General features: G+C 70.3%; 13 protein-coding genes. 7 read left to right on the forward strand and 6 right to left on the reverse strand.

Features of this window, described 5'->3' with window-relative positions; genetic code table 11:
• Nucleotides 1-165: 165 nt before the first annotated feature.
• Nucleotides 166-960, reverse strand: coding sequence for a DUF4159 domain-containing protein (locus IT184_14370; GenBank protein MCC7009988.1), 795 nt, complete (start codon nt 958-960; stop codon nt 166-168).
• Between the two features lie 100 nt (nt 961-1,060).
• On the opposite strand from IT184_14370, the gene IT184_14375 reads away from it, so the two are divergent.
• Nucleotides 1,061-2,218 (forward strand): diphosphate--fructose-6-phosphate 1-phosphotransferase, encoded by a 1,158-nt coding sequence (locus IT184_14375; GenBank protein ID MCC7009989.1) that lies wholly within the window; start codon nt 1,061-1,063, stop codon nt 2,216-2,218.
• A gap of 10 nt (nt 2,219-2,228) precedes the next feature.
• On the opposite strand, the gene IT184_14380 is transcribed toward IT184_14375, so the two are convergent.
• Together IT184_14380 and IT184_14385 are read right to left on the reverse strand one after the other, a co-directional pair.
• Entirely contained in the window at nt 2,229-2,777 is a 549-nt protein-coding gene (locus IT184_14380) for an inorganic diphosphatase (protein MCC7009990.1), read from the reverse strand.
• A 125-nt stretch (nt 2,778-2,902) separates the two neighbouring features.
• Nucleotides 2,903-4,042 carry an ATP-binding protein gene (locus IT184_14385; protein ID MCC7009991.1) on the reverse strand — a complete coding sequence of 380 codons (1,140 nt, stop codon included), beginning with the start codon at nt 4,040-4,042 and terminating at the stop codon, nt 2,903-2,905.
• Between the two features lie 161 nt (nt 4,043-4,203).
• Here IT184_14385 and IT184_14390 point away from each other — a divergent pair, with 161 nt between their 5' ends.
• From IT184_14390 to glgB, 3 genes are all read left to right on the forward strand, one after another.
• Nucleotides 4,204-5,829 (forward strand): B12-binding domain-containing radical SAM protein, encoded by a 1,626-nt coding sequence (locus IT184_14390; GenBank protein MCC7009992.1) that lies wholly within the window; start codon nt 4,204-4,206, stop codon nt 5,827-5,829.
• On the forward strand, nt 5,826-6,659 hold the full coding sequence (locus IT184_14395) for an inositol monophosphatase (GenBank protein MCC7009993.1): 834 nt from the start codon (nt 5,826-5,828) through the stop codon (nt 6,657-6,659). The genes IT184_14390 and IT184_14395 overlap by 4 nt, the downstream gene beginning before the upstream one ends.
• 72 nt (nt 6,660-6,731) lie before the next feature.
• Nucleotides 6,732-8,636: a 1,4-alpha-glucan branching protein GlgB gene (gene glgB, locus IT184_14400; GenBank protein MCC7009994.1), complete on the forward strand. Its 1,905-nt coding sequence runs from the start codon at nt 6,732-6,734 to the stop codon at nt 8,634-8,636.
• Here the strand turns inward: glgB and IT184_14405 are convergent.
• The 3 genes from IT184_14405 to IT184_14415 all read right to left on the reverse strand — a co-directional run bounded on the left by IT184_14405 (nt 8,614) and on the right by IT184_14415 (nt 11,959).
• Nucleotides 8,614-9,021, reverse strand: coding sequence for an EVE domain-containing protein (locus IT184_14405; protein ID MCC7009995.1), 408 nt, complete (start codon nt 9,019-9,021; stop codon nt 8,614-8,616). The two genes, glgB and IT184_14405, sit on opposite strands and share 23 nt — an antisense overlap.
• 1 nt (nt 9,022) lies before the next feature.
• Nucleotides 9,023-10,570 (reverse strand): MFS transporter, encoded by a 1,548-nt coding sequence (locus IT184_14410; protein ID MCC7009996.1) that lies wholly within the window; start codon nt 10,568-10,570, stop codon nt 9,023-9,025.
• A gap of 90 nt (nt 10,571-10,660) precedes the next feature.
• The gene (locus IT184_14415) at nt 10,661-11,959 is read right to left on the reverse strand and encodes a PQQ-dependent sugar dehydrogenase (GenBank protein MCC7009997.1); all 1,299 of its coding nucleotides are present in this window, start codon (nt 11,957-11,959) and stop codon (nt 10,661-10,663) included.
• Between the two features lie 249 nt (nt 11,960-12,208).
• Here IT184_14415 and IT184_14420 point away from each other — a divergent pair, with 249 nt between their 5' ends.
• Genes IT184_14420 through IT184_14430 form a run of 3 tightly spaced genes read left to right on the forward strand, consistent with a single transcriptional unit; the run spans nt 12,209 to nt 15,845 of the window.
• Nucleotides 12,209-13,090, forward strand: coding sequence for a hypothetical protein (locus IT184_14420; protein MCC7009998.1), 882 nt, complete (start codon nt 12,209-12,211; stop codon nt 13,088-13,090).
• Nucleotides 13,087-14,694, forward strand: coding sequence for a hypothetical protein (locus IT184_14425; protein MCC7009999.1), 1,608 nt, complete (start codon nt 13,087-13,089; stop codon nt 14,692-14,694). The genes IT184_14420 and IT184_14425 overlap by 4 nt, the downstream gene beginning before the upstream one ends.
• Entirely contained in the window at nt 14,694-15,845 is a 1,152-nt protein-coding gene (locus IT184_14430) for a PQQ-binding-like beta-propeller repeat protein (GenBank protein MCC7010000.1), read from the forward strand. The genes IT184_14425 and IT184_14430 overlap by 1 nt, the downstream gene beginning before the upstream one ends.

Consider the following 15,845-nt stretch of genomic DNA (forward strand, 5'->3'; position numbering starts at 1 on the left):
GCGGTGCGGTGCCGTGGATTGGCCCGACATCGAGCCCGGCGTACGTCGCGCCGGCTACAGGACGGCGGAAATCAAGAGGTCGCCGTCGCAGGCGTGATGAGTACGTCCGGACCGGTGTCGGCCGCCCGGCGCGGCCTGCGCGCCAGGACCGCCCCGGCGCCCGCTCTAGTGCATCAACCCGTACAGGATCGCGTTGACGCCCATCTTGTAGGCTTCGTTCGTCTCGTCGATGGCCCGGTAGCCGCGGCCCGACCATTCCCAGAACTGCGAGATGTCGGTGTTGTAGTCGACGAACATCCGCATCGGCTTCGCCGGGTCGTTGCCTTCGAAGTAGCCGCGGAAGATCGGGCGGCCGGCATTGTAGGCCTGAGGGAAGATCTCGAGCGACGTGATCTCGAAGAACTGGTGGAAGATCGGGTGCGAGATGTCGAGATCCACGAACCGGGCCGCCGGCAGCACGCGGGCCATGTTGTCGGCGAACTGCGCCCAGCCACGGCCGCCGCGCCACTGCTCGGTCTTGAAGTCGTCGACGATGACGAAGCCGCCCTTGTCGAGGTAGGCGCGCAGGTTCGCGGCCTCGGCGTCGGTCATCTGCCACCAACTGACCTCGATGATGTAGAGGACGGGGTAGCGGAAGATCGCTGGATCCTCGAGCGACAGCACGCTGGTCTCCTCGACGTGCAGCGTCAGGCTCGTGACCGCCTGCAGGATCTCCATCAGGTTCCGCTCGGACGTCGGGTAGCCGTGCGACCAGGCAGGTTGGCCGCGGTACCAGTAGCCGCCGGGCAGCGTCTGGTAGGAGAGCCTCACGAAGGCGAACCGGCCGTCGTAGGCGACGTTCGTCGCCGGACGTACCGGCGCGCGCAGCGCGTCGAAGCCGCCGAACCAACGGTCCTGCGCCGTGGCGGCGATCGTGCTCACCGCGGCCAGCAGCAGGACCGCACCGACTCGGCCTCTCATCGTGCTCACACTATCGCATCGGCTGCTGGGTGCCCCGCCGTGGCGCTGACGCGAGGTGCGACGGCCGCGAGGCGCGTCCGTCGCGCTACCATACCGGCCCGTGAAGCTCGTCGTGGCCCACAGCGGCGGTCCGACCGCCGTGCTCAACGCGAGCCTCGTCGGCATCGTCGACGAAGCGCGCCGGCATCGGGCGCGGGGCATCTACGGCGCACGGTTCGGCATCGACGGGCTGATGCGCGGCGACCTGGTCGATCTCTCGACCATGGACCGGCGCGCGCTCGACGCGGTCGCCGCCGCGCCGGGGTCGGTGCTGGGCACCTCGCGTCGCGCGGTGAACGCGGCGGAGCTCGAGCGCGTCCTGTCCGTGTGCCGCAGCCGGGACATCGACGCGTTGCTCTACACCGGCGGGAACGGCTCGATGATCACCGCACAGCACATCGGCGCGCTCGCGGCGGCCGCCGGGCAGCCGCTGGCGGTCATCGGCGTGCCGAAGACGATCGACAACGATCTCGCGGCCACCGACCACGCGCCGGGCTACGGCTCCGCCGCGCGGTTCTTCGCGCAGGCCGTCCGCGACATCGGCGCCGACAACCGCGCGCTGCCTGCGCAGGTCCAGGTGATCGAGGTGCTCGGGCGAGATGCCGGCTGGATCGCCGCGGCGACGACGCTCGTCCGCGACGACGCCGAGGACGCGCCGCATCTCGTGTACTTCCCGGAACGGCCGCTGCCGCTCGACCGCCTGCTCGGCGACGTCGAGCGCGTGTACTCGCGGCTGAACCGCTGCGTCGTGGTCGTGTGCGAGGGCCAGCTCGACGAACGGGGCGAGCCGTTCGGCGCCGACGTGCGCATGAGCTCGCGCGGCCCGCTGGCCACGAATCTCGCGCACCGGCTCGCGCTGCTCGTCACCGAGCGGCTCGGCCTCAAGGCGCGCGGCGAGAAGCCGGGCATTCTCGGGCGCGCGTCGGCGGCCTCCCGGTCGGAGGTGGATTGGCGCGAGGCGCGCGGTTGCGGGCGTGCGGCGGTGCGGGCGGCGTACGCTGGCGCCGCCAACGTGATGGTGTCGCTCGAGCGCCTGGTGGCGCCGGTGTATCGGAGTACGTCGGACCTCGTGCCGCTCGAGCAAGTGGCCGGCGTGGCCCGCCGGTTGCCGCTCGAATGGATCGTCGACCGCGCCGACGGCCAGGACGTGGGGCCCGCCTTCGTCGACTACGCGGCGCCGCTCGTCGGGCCGCTCGAGCGGTATCCGACGCTGAGCTGACGCCGGCCGGTCAGTACTTCGACAGCTCGCGTCGCCGGAGCTTGCGATAGAACTCGAGGGCGTCCTTGATGATGGTCAGCGCCTCGCTCGGGCCGAGCATGTCCTGCACGACCACCTGCTTGTCTTCGAGCGCCTTGTAATCCTCGAAGAACCGCCGCACCTGCACGAGCACGTGGTTGGGCAACTGGTCCTTGTCGGTGTAGCCGGCGAACGTCGGATCGCGGACGCTGACCGCGACGATCTTGTCGTCGATGCCCTTCTCGTCGCGCATCCGCATGACGCCGATCGCCCGGGCGTCCACCAGCGTCAGCGGGTACACCGGCTCCTGTCCCAGCACCAGCACGTCGAGCGGATCGCCATCGTCGCAGAACGTCCGCGGGATGAAGCCGTAGTCGGCCGGATAGTAGACGGCGGAGTACAGGACGCGATCCAGCCGGAGCAGGCCGGTCTCCTTGTCGAGCTCGTACTTGTTCTTGCTGCCCTTCGGGATCTCGATGACGACGGGAAAAGCGGTCTCGATGACCGAGTCGTCGACGTAGCAGTCGTGCCAGGGATGCATCGGACACCAGTGTAGCCGAGCCGGCCGATCGGCGACGCTCGTCGCCGTCGTCTCGGTGCCGATTCGTGCTTTTCCTGGGCGACCGGCGAGCGATCAGCCGCTGCAGCGCGTGCGTCGCGGCTCGCTCAGTAGGTCCTTCGCGCGACCCACTCGCGCATGAGCGAGTCCACCACGACGTACCGGTTCTGCTCGCGGGTGATCAGATCGTCGCGCTGGAGCGCCGCGAGCGCCGCCTGGACGCTGGAGGCGCCGCCGAGCCGATGGCGGTCGCGCGTCTCGGCCGAAAGCAGGCCCGCGCCGTGCTCGAGGACCACGGCCCGCAGCACGCTCCGCTGAGCGAGCGTCTGCCGCTGCCAGATGGCCTCGAACAGCGGATCCTGCTCGGTCAGCAGCCGGTGCAGCGTGGCGTGCAGATCCTCGAGCCCCACCTTCCGTCGTCTCAGCGCCAGCGCGTCGTCCCAGGTCTCGTGCGCGAGACGCTGCACGTCGTACGGCAGGTTGCCGGCGAGATCGACGATGGCGGCGCCGAGGCCGTCGGCCGGCGTCATGCCGGTGGCGCGGAAGCGCTGCTCGAGAAAGCGCGCGAAGAGCGCCGGCGGGATCTTCTGGAGCCGCATCACGGGGCCGGCCTTGTAGAACGGGCGTTTCGGCCCAATCATCTGCTCCATCAGGCTCGGCTCCGAGCCGGCGAACACGTAGCCGACGTCGCGCTGCCGCTGGACCGCCGCGCGCAGCGCCTCTTCGACGCTCGTGCCGGGGAAGCCGGCGATCGCCTGGAACTCGTCGAGCGCGATCGCGACCGGCCGCTCGATCCGGCGCGCGAGCTCGCCGGGCAGCGCGAAGACCTCTTCGGCCAGCCGCGCCGCGTCGCGCGGCGTGCGGATCGCGGGGAAGCCGAGGGTGAGGCCGCGGCCCGGCGACACGCGGATCTCCGGCCGCGCGGCGTGGAAGAACGCGCTCAGCCAGCCCGGAACCTCGCGGGCCTGCCGGTCGAGCGCGACGACCGCGCGCGCGTAGCCTTCGAGGAACGCGACGTACGAGCTGAAGCTGCTGACGGTGAACTCCAGGGTGGCGACCTTGCGTCGCGCGAGCGCCGCGCACGCCTGGCGGATGAGCGACGACTTCCCGTAGCGGCGGGGCGAGATCAGGAACACCTTCTGGCCCGAGGCCAGGTCGGCCGTCAGCCGGTCGAGCTCCGCATCGCGCCCGACGAACGCCCCGGCCGGCACGACCTCGCCGTAGACGAACGGATTCTCTGCAGCCATTACGTCAAGTGCCGTCATCATAACAGGGAACGCCGTAATGCCCCCGACAGGGCAAGAGGGCCAGCGACGTGCGCGCCTTGGACCTGTCGCGCGCGCCGTGCCGGTCGGCCCCCGTCGGCCCCGTCGGGGTGTATCGTGATCCTGTCCCCAGGGCCAACGCGATGAACGTCCTGCTCTTCTCGATGCCCGACTCGTTCGAGCACACGCCCTCGCTGACGATGCGGATGCCGAACGGCGCGCTGGCATCGCTCGCCGGGAACGTCGATCCGCACCATCGCGTGGCCGTCGCCGACCTCGTGCTGGCCCAGGACGACGTGCCCGGGACGGTGCGGCGGCTCGTCCGCGACGTCGACCCGCAGGTCGTCGGCCTGTCGGTCATGACGTTTCAGCGCCACACGGCCCGCCGCATCGTCGCGCTCGTGCGGGCGCTCCGGCCGGACGCCCGCATCGTCGTCGGCGGGTACGACCCGAGCCTGGCGCCGCAGATCTACGAGGGCGCCGGATTCGACGTGGACGCCATCGTCCTCGGCGAGGGTGAGATCACGTTCCGGGAACTGCTGCGCGCCTACGAGGGACACGGGCGGTTGCCGGCGATCGACGGGCTGTCGTACCGCGATGGCGACCGGTTCGTGCGCACGCCGCGCCGCCCGGTGCGCCGTGATCTCGACGCGGAGATCCGGCCGCCGAACCGCGCGGCGCGCGTGCTCCGCGGCTACACCTTCCTCGGCCGCCCGATCGACATCGTCGAAACGTCGCGCGGGTGCACGTACGACTGCACGTTCTGCTCGATCATCGAGATGCGCGGCCGGAACTTCGAGACTTGGTCGATCGACCGGGTGGTGGCCGACATCGCGGACGCGCGTGCCCGCGGCGCCCGCACGATCTTCATCGTCGACGACAACGTGACGCTCAACGCCAGCCGGTTCCGGCGGATCTGCGACGCGATCGCTGCCGCGGGCCTGAACGACGTGGACTATCTGGTGCAGGGCATGACGAGCGCCGTCGCGGCCGGCGGTGACGAGCTGGCGGCGGCCATGCGGCGTGCGGGCTTCCGGTACGTGTTCCTCGGGATCGAGAACGTGATCGACCAGGACCTCGGGTTCCTCGGCGCGCGGGCGAAGAACGCGGCGCGGGAGCACGGACGGACCGTGGGCAGCGCGACGATGCGTGCCGTCACGCTCATCCGGCGCCACGGCATGTTCGTGGTGGGCGGGCTCATCGTCGGCAACCCGGACGACACGCGCGAGGCGATCGAGGCGAACCTGGCCTTCGCGCGCCGGTTCGTGGACTGGCCCTACATCCAGCACCCGACGCCATATCCGGGCACGCCGATGACGCGCGACTTCGCCGGCCGCGGGCTCATTGTCGACCATGACGTCGAGGCGTACGACGGGACGACCGCCGTGGTGAAGACGACGTCGATGGAGGCGGAAGAGATCGAGTTCATGCGCTGGCGCGCCGAGCGGTGGATGAAGGCGCGGCACTTTCCGCCGGTGCTCGTTCACGATCCGTGGTTCGTCGGCCGGCACGCCATCCGGATGATGCGCCACACGTTCAGGGGCATGCGCCTGCGGACGTGGCTCGGGCTGGAGCCGCAGCGCGACGCGTTCCGGCGCTACAAGCGACTGCGACAGCGCGAACGCCAGTTCTTCGCGGCCGAGGACGAGCGTGCATCGAGCCGGCCGTTCGAGCCGGCCGGCACCGGGGCGTCGATCCCGTCCGTCAGCCGTGAGCCTGCGACTGACGGGGCGTCTGCGGCCGGCGGATCGCCGCACGGCTCGTGGTGAGCGTACACTCGCAGGCCGTGAACGAGATCGACATCGACGCGGTGACCCGCGCCATCGAGGCCGTGGGGCGCGACGTCGTGCTGCGGCGCTTTCGTCAGCTCGGCGAGGCGGACATCGAAACGAAGCTCACGCCGGGCTATCCCGACGACATGGTGACGGTCGTCGATCGCGAGGCGGAGGCGGCGCTGGCGGAGCGGCTCGGCGAGCTGGCCCCGGGGGCGCGGTTGATCGGCGAGGAGCTGGCGCACGGCCGTCCCGACGTGCTCGCGCTGCTCGACGACGACCGGCCCGTGTGGATCGTGGATCCGATCGACGGGACGAAGAACTTCGCGCGCGGCGACGATCGATTCGGGATCATGGTCAGCCTCGTCGTGGCGGGCGAGGCGCGCGCCGCGTGGATCGTGCTGCCCGCGCGAGACCGCGTGTTCGTCGCCGAGTCGGGGAGCGGCGCGTATCTCGACGGCACGCGCATTCACGCGCCGAGCGGCGGCGGCGGTCCCGTACGAGGCACGTTCAGCATCCGCTTCATGCCGGAGGCCCTGCGCGATGCGGTGCTGGCGCGCGTGCAGGGCCGATTCGCCGCCGGGCCGTTCTCCGGCTGTTCGGCGATCGAGTACACCGCCGTCCTGCAGGGCGACGCCGACTTCGTCGTGTACTACCGCCTGCTGCCCTGGGATCACGCGGCGCCGGCGCTGATCCTCACCGAGGCCGGCGGCCGCGTGGAGCACCGGGATGGGCGGCCGTACACGCCGCGGTCCACGAACCAGCTCACCATCGCCGGCCGGAGCGCCGGCGTCTCCGCGCTCGTGCGGTCCTGGCTCGACGCGTGATCGGATCTCACCGCGCGCGCCGGCACGAGGCGCGACTTGCCGACCTGCGTGCTTTTTGACAGAGTCCGTTCAATGTCGAACTCCGACCGGGTCATCACCGACTACGAGGCGTACCTGTTCGGCGAGGGGACGTGGCTGCGCGCCTGGGAGAAGCTCGGCGCGCGCCCGTGCGAGCGCGACGGCATCGCCGGCTACAGCTTCGCGGTGTGGGCGCCGAACGCTCGCGGCGTGTCTGTCGTCGGCGACTTCAACGGGTGGGACGGGCGGGTCGCTCCGCTGCGCAGCCTTGGCGTGAGCGGCCTCTGGGAAGGCTTCGTGCCGGGTGTGTCGGAAGGCGTGCGGTACAAGTTCGAGATCCACACGCCGGCCGGGCCGCCGCTCGTCAAGGCCGATCCGTTCGCGCTCGCGGCCGAGCACCCGCCGCGCAGCGCGTCGGTCACCGCGCACCTGACCGGCTATGCCTGGGGCGATCACGACTGGATGCGCGCGCGGCGCCAGCGGAACCCGCTCGACCACGCGATGAGCATCTACGAGGTGCACGCCGGGTCGTGGCGGCGCAAGGACGGCGATGCGCGGCTGAGCTGGCGGGATCTCGCGCACGAGCTGATTCCGTACGTGCTCGAGCTCGGATTCACGCACATCGAGCTGATGCCGGTGATGGAACATCCCTTCGACGGATCGTGGGGCTACCAGGTGACCGGCTACTTCGCGCCGACCAGCCGCCATGGCGCCCCCGACGACTTCCGGTCCTTCGTGGACGAGTGTCACCGGCGCGGCATCGGCGTGATCCTCGACTGGGTCCCGGGCCACTTCCCGAAGGACGCGCACGGCCTGGCGCACTTCGACGGCACGGCGCTCTACGAGCACGCGGATCCCCGGCAGGGCGAGCACCAGGACTGGGGCACGCTCATCTTCAACTACGGCCGCCACGAGGTCCGCAACTTCCTCCTCTCGAACGCCATGTACTGGCTCGACTCGTTCCACGTCGACGGCCTTCGCGTGGACGCGGTGGCGTCGATGATCTACCTCGACTACTCGCGGCACGAGGGCGAGTGGGTGCCGAATCGGTACGGCGGGCGCGAGAACCTCGAGGCCATCGACTTCCTGCGCGAGCTGAACACCATCGCGCACGAGCACCATCCCGGCGTCTCGATGATCGCGGAGGAGTCGACGGCGTTTCCGGCCGTGTCGCGTCCGACGTGGGTCGGCGGGCTGGGCTTCACCTTCAAGTGGAACATGGGCTGGATGCACGACATCCTCACCTACGTCGGCAAGGACCCGGTCTACCGGCGATGGGAACACCAGCACCTGACGTTCTCGATGCTCTACGCGTACAACGAGAACTTCATCCTGCCGTTCTCGCACGACGAGGTCGTGCACGGGAAGCGGTCCATGATGGACAAGGTCCCGGGCGACGCCTGGCAGAAGGCGGCGACCGTACGCGCGCTCTACGCGTTCATGTACGCGCACCCGGGCAAGAAGCTGCTGTTCATGGGCAGCGAGTTCGGCCAGTGGCGGGAGTGGCAGCACGACACGTCGCTCGACTGGCACCTGGCGCAGGAGCCGCTGCACGCCGGCATCCGCAGCGCCGTGATCGATCTCAACCGCCTCTATCGCGAGGAGCCGGCGCTGCACGCCGTGGACAACGAGCCCGGCGGCTTCTCGTGGATCGACTGCACGGACGCCGACTCGAGCATCATCTCGTTCGTGCGACGCGCGCGCGATCCCCAGGATTTCGTCGTGGCGGTCTTCAACTGGACGCCGGTCGTCCGCGCCGGCTATCGCATCGGCGCGCCGGAGCCCGGCTTCTACCGCGAGCTGCTGAACACGGACGCGGCGTACTACGGCGGCGGCAACGTCGGCAACGCCGGCGGCGTGCCGAGCGAGCCGATCAGCGCCCACGGTCACGCGCAGTCGATCGTGCTCACGCTGCCGCCGCTCAGCGGCGTGCTGTTCACGCTCGCTCCGCGAGCGTGAGAATGGCCTCCCACTGGCGGTCGGTCACCGGCATCACCGACAAACGCGGCAGGCGCGTGAGCGGGAAGTCCGCGAAGCGTTCGTCGCGCTTCAGCTCGGCGAGCGTCACCGGCCGGCTCAGCGCCTTCACCGGCACGACGTCGACGACGGACGCCTTGCCCGTCGGGTCCGCCGGATCGGGATAGGCGTCGCCCGCGGCTTTCGCGATGCCGACGATCTGCTTCTCGTCGCCGGTGTGGTAGTAGAAGATCGCGTCGTCCTTCCGGACGCTCCGAAGGTGCTTCTGCGCGAGCGCGTTCTTCACGCCGGTCCAGGTCGTGCGGCCGTCCTTCGTCAGCGCGTCGAAGCTGTAGTGCGACGGTTCTTCCTTGAAGAGGAACGGCACGTCAGTGCGCCTCGTACGCGACGCCGGGCAGCTCCACGCGCCGGTAGCCGCCCCGGCTGGCGAAGTACGCGAGGAGGCCGGCGTACGCGACGGCCATCATCAGCGGCAGCACCGCGAATCGGACGAGGGTCTTCTGCTTGTGCTCGGCGATGAGCGCGTTGACCTGCGCCTGCTCGTCGGCCGGCAGGGCCGCCTGCTTCGCCTTGTCGATCGGCTGATACGGACCGACGGAGATCGGGCCGAGATGGCCGAGGCCGCGGATGAGCGGGAACGAGCGCGGCTCCTCGGCGATCGTCGCGTGAACCGCCGGCACGGAGACCTTCAGCGCTTCATCGAGCTTCTGGTCCTGCAGCGCGCCGAGGAACGGGGCGCCGAAGACGCCGACGGCGATCATCCCCATTCCGCCCATCGCGCTCAGCGTCAGGGCCCCGCCTTTCGGGAACTGCTCCGCGACGAGCCCCAGCGTCGTCGGCCAGAAGAACGTCTTGCCGACGCCGTAGAGCGTGGCGGCGATGAAGATGCTGCCGGCGGCGGCCCCGGCGTTGGCCAGCAGGACGAGCCCCGCCGCGGCGAGCAGCGCGCAGACCAACAGCAGACCGACCGGGGTGAGCCGCCGGACGAGCGGGCCAGAGCTGAAGATCCGCAGGACGAACATGATGGCCGACGTGTAGACCAGCACCCAGTTGCTGTCGCCCTTGAGGATCGGCGTGAGCAGGTCCGTGACCCAACTGTCGGTGCCGAGCTCCGTCGTGGCGAGCAGGATCATGACGAGCAGCAGGAACACGAACACGGGCCGGCCGAAGCTCTTGTAGGTGGCGGCGAACACGAGCGTCGGCACCACCGCGATGGCGTAGAACAGCCAGGTCGGGATGGGCCCGCCGAAGATTCCCTGAGCCACCGCGTCGACCGCGCCCGCGACGAAGTAGGCCACGATGAAGCAGCCGGCCCACCCGAACTCCTTGAGCATGTCGGCGTACGACACGCCGGCCGACACGCGTTCCTGCACGGGGAACTTGCAGCCCAGCATCATCACGCCGTACACGACGGCCGGCAGCAGGAAGAGGCCGACCTTGAGCTGCCACGACGTCGAGCCCATCGCGATGAACAGCAGCCCGCCCACGACGAGCCCGCCGGGCCAACCGGCGTGCAGGATGTTCAGGTACTTGACCTTCTCCTTCGGGTAGAGCGTCGCCACGGCGGGATTGGTCACGGCTTCGACCGTGCCGTTGGCGAGGGCGAAGATGAGCGTGCCGACGTACAACTGCGTGTAGCTCGCCGCCGTCATCGTGACGACCGCGGACACCACGTGGCCGATCCAGGCGAGGGCCATCGCCCGCCCGTACCCGATGCGATCGATGACGAGCGAGACGAGGATGATGCTGACCGCGAACGGAAACAGCCCGGCGCCCGACAGCGCGCCCTTCTGCGTTTCCGTCAGGTTGTAGAGCGTGCCCCACTCGGTGATCAGGAACGAGCGGACGACGAACCCAAACGCAGTAGTGGCGATGGAGACGACGCTGGCGATCAGCAGACGACGACTGTTGGTCATGAGTCTCCCTGTGCGCGACGCGCGGTGTGGTACGGGTGCGCGTACTTTATCCAGCCAGCAGGGGACGTCAAGACCGATTGCGGTGTCTGCCTAGCGTTTCCTCGCGCTGCCGAGACTGTCGCCGTTCTGACGCCGCGGTCCATCCTGCCCCGGAGCGGTGGGGGAGGGCGGCGGCGCTGGCGCCTGCCCCGGAGGACCCTCGAGGCGGTAGATCGATCCGGTCAGGCTCACGACGTAGAGCTCGCCGTCGGCGTCGACGCCGAAGCTCGACGGCGAGGCGGCGGCGTCGCCGAGCTCGGCCGTGTGATCCGCCACCGATCGCGCGGCGGCCTTCCGCGTGGCCGGATCGACCGCCAGCTCGAGCGACCAGATCCGGCTGGAGACGAAGTCCCCGACGAAGTAGCGCCCGACGAACGCGGCGCCGAGCGCGCGACCGCGATAGACGTAGCCCCCGATGACCGATCGGCCCGTGCTCGACGGGTACTCCCAGATTGGCTCCTGGAGCGGCGCGGACGCCGGCCCGGGATTCGCGATGTTCTGGTGCGCGCCCTCGCGGTTGCGCCAGCCGTAGTTGAGGCCGCCGACATCTGCCGGCTGATAGTCGACCTCTTCCCACGCCCCCTGGCCGACGTCGCCGATGATCAGCGCCCCCGTCCCGCCCCTCCGCACATCGTCGAAGCTCCAGCGCCAGGGGTTGCGCAGCCCGAGCGCCCAGATTTCGGGCAGGACGCCCGCGTGGCCCACGAACGGATTGCCTGGCGGCACGTCGTAGCCCTCGGGATCCGCGTCCGGCACCGAGACGTCGAGCCGCAGCATCTTCCCGAGCAGGGACGAGGGGGTCTGCGCGTGGTTGAACGGATCGTCGCCGCTGCCGCCGTCGCCCAGACCCAGGTACAGATACCCGTCGGATCCGAACGCGATCTGGCCGCCGTTGTGATTGACGAACGGCTGGCGGATGAAGCGCTCGCCGCCGGGCCACCGGAGGTCGAAGCGGGTGGCGGCATCGATTCGTAGATCGTCGCCTGTCATCGTGCGATAGCGCGAGATGACGGAGTGGCCCTGGCGATTCGTGAAGCTGACGAATACGCGGCGGCTGACCGCATAGTCGGGCGCGAAGGCGAGGCCGAGCACACCCTGCTCGCCGCCGGTCGACACCTCGTTCGTGAGCGTCAGGAAGTCGATGAAGCGCACCGAGCCTTGCTTCAGGACGAGCAGCCGCCCCCACTGCTGAACGACGATCTGTGCGGTCGGATCGGTCGGATGCTGGATGAAGGCGACCGGCCGATCGAAGCCGCTGGCGACGAGCGTCGCGCGCAATTGGGCGGAGGCGGCCGGCGATACGCACGCGATCGCGAGGAACACGGGCAGCAACGAACGCCATGGCCTCATGAACGGTCCTTCGTTCATCTTACCGGCACGATCGCGCGGCGAGGCGAGGGATTCGGCGCCGCCGGCATCGGCGAATCTGCAACGCGCCGGATGCCTCTCGGCGTGCAGTCTCTGCAATGCCGCACCAGCGGCCTCGCGCCGAACCGCGAATCCGCCCGCGTGAACGCTGGCGCGGCGCGACATCGCGCGGTCGCCGGCCGGTCGGCACCGCGCTTGCTCCTGGACACGCACGAAACCAGGAGGGTACGCATGTCACAACAGTGCCGCCGGCGGCCGAGATGGATTCGGACCGCCATCGTTCTTGCGCTGGCCGCATCGTCCATGGCCTACGTCAACGGCGCGCGCGGGGGCACGCCGGGGCCCGAAGCGCAGTCGGGCGATACGTCGCAGCCGTTCGCTGCGGATCTGCGCGTTCGTCACAGCCGGGCGGTCTCGGGCAGCCCGCCGCCGTTCTCGGTCGGCATGTCGTATCACATCGAACGCGCGCGGTCGCGCGCCGGGTGGACGACCACGGTCACGCTGACGGAGCTGACGGGGATCGAGGCGCGATCGGTCACGGGCGCCGTGCTCGACAACCCGTTCCTCGTCACCCGCATGGAGGTCGACGAGGGAGGAGCGGGGACCAGGCTGTTCAACCGGCGCGGTGAGCTCGTCCGGGAACCGACGAAGCGTGACCGCGATCGCCTTGGGTTGGCGGCTGGGCGCGATCCGCTGGCCGGCTGGGCGCCGGCAGGCGGGTCGCCTGATGCGGTCGCCGCGCTGGCTGGCGATGCCTGGCCCGCCGACTTCGCGGCGCCGAGTCACGTGGAGCGGCGGCGCCGTGCGCTCGAGGCGACGTTCGGGCCGCCCGTCGAGCGAAAGAACGGCTTCAGCCGCCACGTGCGCGTGGCGGGCGACGAAGTCACCGAGGCGCTCGTCGACCCCGAGCTCGCCGTGCCCACCGAGGTCGTCACGAAACGCGCGGGTGCGGTCGTGTCGCGCACCACGATCGCGTTCGACCGCGATGGAAAAGGCGGGCTCGCGCGCAAGCGGCTTCGCGCCGAGCGTGCGGTGCCGGGGCGCAAGGGCGAAATGGATCTGCTCGACGTCGATCTCGTCCGCGCGACGCCGCGAGCGGGAGGTGGACGATGAGCCGCGCGGCTCGTCGGCTGCTGTTGATGTCGATCCTCGTTGCGGCCGGGACCTCGAGCGCCGCGGCGAGCGATCGGCCGGTCGTGTTCCTCCACGGGTTCGCCGCGTCGGCCGGCGATTGGACCGATGCCGCATCGCGCCTGCAGCAGTCGCTGGCGCTGCAGGCCCGCATACCCGGCCTCGCGTGGCAGAACGAGTTCCCCGCCCAGGCGGCCGCCCTGCAGGCGAATGCCCAGTTCGGCTCGCTGCCGAACACCACCGTGGCCGTCGGGCACAGCAACGGCGGCCTCGTCGCCCGCGAGTGGAGCAAGCTCCACAACCTCGCCGGGATCGTGACGATCGGCACGCCGCATGGCGGTGCGCCGATCCTCCAGAACCTCGTGCAATGGGCGATGTTCAACGACGTGACTCGCTGGGCGATCGATCGGGTGCTCAGCGCGTTCGCCGTGCCCACCGACTCGTCGTGGGTCATCGGCGCCGTCCAGCAGTGTCTCCGGTTCGCCTCGGACTACAGCGTCTTCACCGTCACCCGTCTCTTCGCCGGTCTCGGCGTGCAGACGACGGTGCCGGTGTCGTACCAGATGATGCCGGGTTCCAGCTTCCTCAACGCGCTGAACAGCGACGGCAACCTCTCGCGCGAAGCGGCCAGCGCACCGAAGCGCGTCGGCATCGCGAGCGTGGCGCACAACTACTACTGGGCGGGGCCGGCCCGCGCCGTTCTCCCGCAAGACGCCGACGCGATCGCGGTGACGCTGTACGCCTCCGCCGGGACCTTGATCGGCTACGGCAACGCGCTGCTCGGGCGCGCGGCTCCCGGCGACTGGGCATCGATCGAGCAAGCGCTCTCGCTCATCGGCCTCGGCTCGCAGTTGCTGATGATCGATCAGATGTACTGCGCGCTCGTGTCGCACCCGGTCATCTGGGTCTGCATGCCCAACGACGGCGTCGTGCCGATCGACCGACAGGCGTATCCGGGCGCCGCCAACCTGCTGATCCAGGGGCCGGCGCACACGCAGGAGAAACAGCAGAGCGACGACGTGCTGTACCACGCGTTGGTGAACTACGTGGGCGTACCGCCGCGGGGGAGCGAGCCCGCGCCTGCGCCGATCCCGCCACCGCCGCCTTCTCCGTCGCCCGCACCTTCTCCCGCCCCCCCGCCTCCAGATCCCGATCCGGGCGATGCCGGTGGAGGCGACGGAGGCAGCGGGGGATCCGGCGGTTCCGGATCGAATCCTGGGGACCCGCACGAGCCCGTCACCATCGACAGCGGCGAGCTGCTCCCCGATCAGTTGCTCCGGCCAGGTGACATCGTTCGGTCCCGCGGCGGCCGCGTGTTCCTCGCGTATCAGGGCGATGGGAACCTGGTCCTGTATGACGATCAGGGCCGGCCGATCTGGGCGAGCCACACCGACGGCCAGTCGACCGGCGTGGTTGCGATGCAGGGAGACGGCAACCTGGTGATGTACGACGCCGACGGCGTGCCACGCTGGGCCTCCGACACCCCCGGGCGCCCTGGCGCCTTCCTGGCGGTGCAGGACGATGGCAATGTGGTGATCTACGCGGACGGTCAGCCCGTGTGGGCCACCAACACCTCGATCCAGTGATGGCGATGCCGCTCGTCATGATCTGTTGTCAGACGACGCTGCTGGCCGCACTCTTGGTGGGCGGCGGCGCCTCCACGGCGCGCGCGGCGAGCGAGCCGCGCGCGCTCCGGGTGGCCTGGCGCGTGGCCGGCGAGGCACGCGGGATCCCGGCCGTGCGTGGGGATCTCGTGTATTTCCTGTCGAGGCGGCACGAGGTGGTGGCGATCGACAAGGAGCGCGGCGACGTCCGCTGGACCCGGCCAACCGGGTCCGGCGGTTCGCTCACCGGCGGAGCCCTCATCGTCGCCACGCCCGCCGGGGTCGTGACGGGCGACGATGGCCTCGTGGCGTTCGACGAGGTGGGGACGTGGCAATGGCGCTTCGATGCGCCGGACGGTGGCGGCCCCGGCTTCTATCTCGGCGGTGTGGTCGGTGAGACCGTGTTCGCCGGATCGTCCACCGGCTGGGTCCATGCCGTTGACGCGCGCAGCGGCATCACGAGGTGGTCGGCGGACGTGACGCACGATCGCGGCGCGGCGGCGTTCGCACCGGTGGCGGCCGGAGACGACGTGGTCGTCGGGTTCGCGGCGGGGGCGGCTGCGGGCGGCATCGTGCTGCTCGAGGGCCAGACGGGCCGGGAGCGTTGGCGGGCGGTGTTCAGCGACGGGTCGCCGGCCGATCGCGCCACCGGATCGGGTGGCGGCCCGTTGGTTATCGGCTCTGCGGTCGTCGCCGCCGCCACCGACGGCCGCATCCACGTGCTCGACCGCACGAGCGGGCGTGGCCTGTGGCACTGGCCCGCGGTCGATCGCCGCGTCATGCCGATCGCCGCGGGCGTCGACTATCGCCCGCTGGCGCGTGCCGGGCGCGTGCTCGTGGCTGGCTCGCTGTCGGGTGTGATCACCGCGTACGACCTTCTGACCGGCCGTCAGCGGTGGCAGCGTCTCCCTCACGCGTCGTCGGTCGCGTTCGGGATGACGGCCGGCACGCGTACCGTGCTGGTGCCGCACCTCGCCGGGCCGCTCGTTGCGCTCGATCCAGACGATGGCCGAGAGCGCGGCCGCACGCAGCCGGCCGATGGCCAGTTCGGATGGGCGCCGGCCGTCAGCGGTGCGCTGGCCTTCGCCGCATCGAGCAGCGGCTACGTCGCGTTCTACGTGCCTGACAGGTAG

It is taken from the genome of Acidobacteriota bacterium, assembly GCA_020853395.1.
GTDB lineage: Bacteria > Acidobacteriota > Vicinamibacteria > Vicinamibacterales > SCN-69-37 > JADYYY01.

Excerpts from the sequence above, each read along its gene's own strand:
- IT184_14370 (MCC7009988.1), bottom strand. The coding sequence starts at position 960 with ATGAGAGGCCGAGTCGGTGCGGTCCTGCTGCTGGCCGCGGTGAGCACG.
- IT184_14420 (MCC7009998.1), top strand. The coding sequence starts at position 12,209 with ATGTCACAACAGTGCCGCCGGCGGCCGAGATGGATTCGGACCGCCATC.
- IT184_14390 (MCC7009992.1), top strand. The coding sequence starts at position 4,204 with ATGAACGTCCTGCTCTTCTCGATGCCCGACTCGTTCGAGCACACGCCC.
- IT184_14425 (MCC7009999.1), top strand. The coding sequence starts at position 13,087 with ATGAGCCGCGCGGCTCGTCGGCTGCTGTTGATGTCGATCCTCGTTGCG.
- IT184_14430 (MCC7010000.1), top strand. The coding sequence starts at position 14,694 with ATGGCGATGCCGCTCGTCATGATCTGTTGTCAGACGACGCTGCTGGCC.
- IT184_14380 (MCC7009990.1), bottom strand. The coding sequence starts at position 2,777 with ATGCATCCCTGGCACGACTGCTACGTCGACGACTCGGTCATCGAGACC.
- IT184_14415 (MCC7009997.1), bottom strand. The coding sequence starts at position 11,959 with ATGAGGCCATGGCGTTCGTTGCTGCCCGTGTTCCTCGCGATCGCGTGC.
- IT184_14410 (MCC7009996.1), bottom strand. The coding sequence starts at position 10,570 with ATGACCAACAGTCGTCGTCTGCTGATCGCCAGCGTCGTCTCCATCGCC.
- IT184_14385 (MCC7009991.1), bottom strand. The coding sequence starts at position 4,042 with ATGGCTGCAGAGAATCCGTTCGTCTACGGCGAGGTCGTGCCGGCCGGG.
- glgB (MCC7009994.1), top strand. The coding sequence starts at position 6,732 with ATGTCGAACTCCGACCGGGTCATCACCGACTACGAGGCGTACCTGTTC.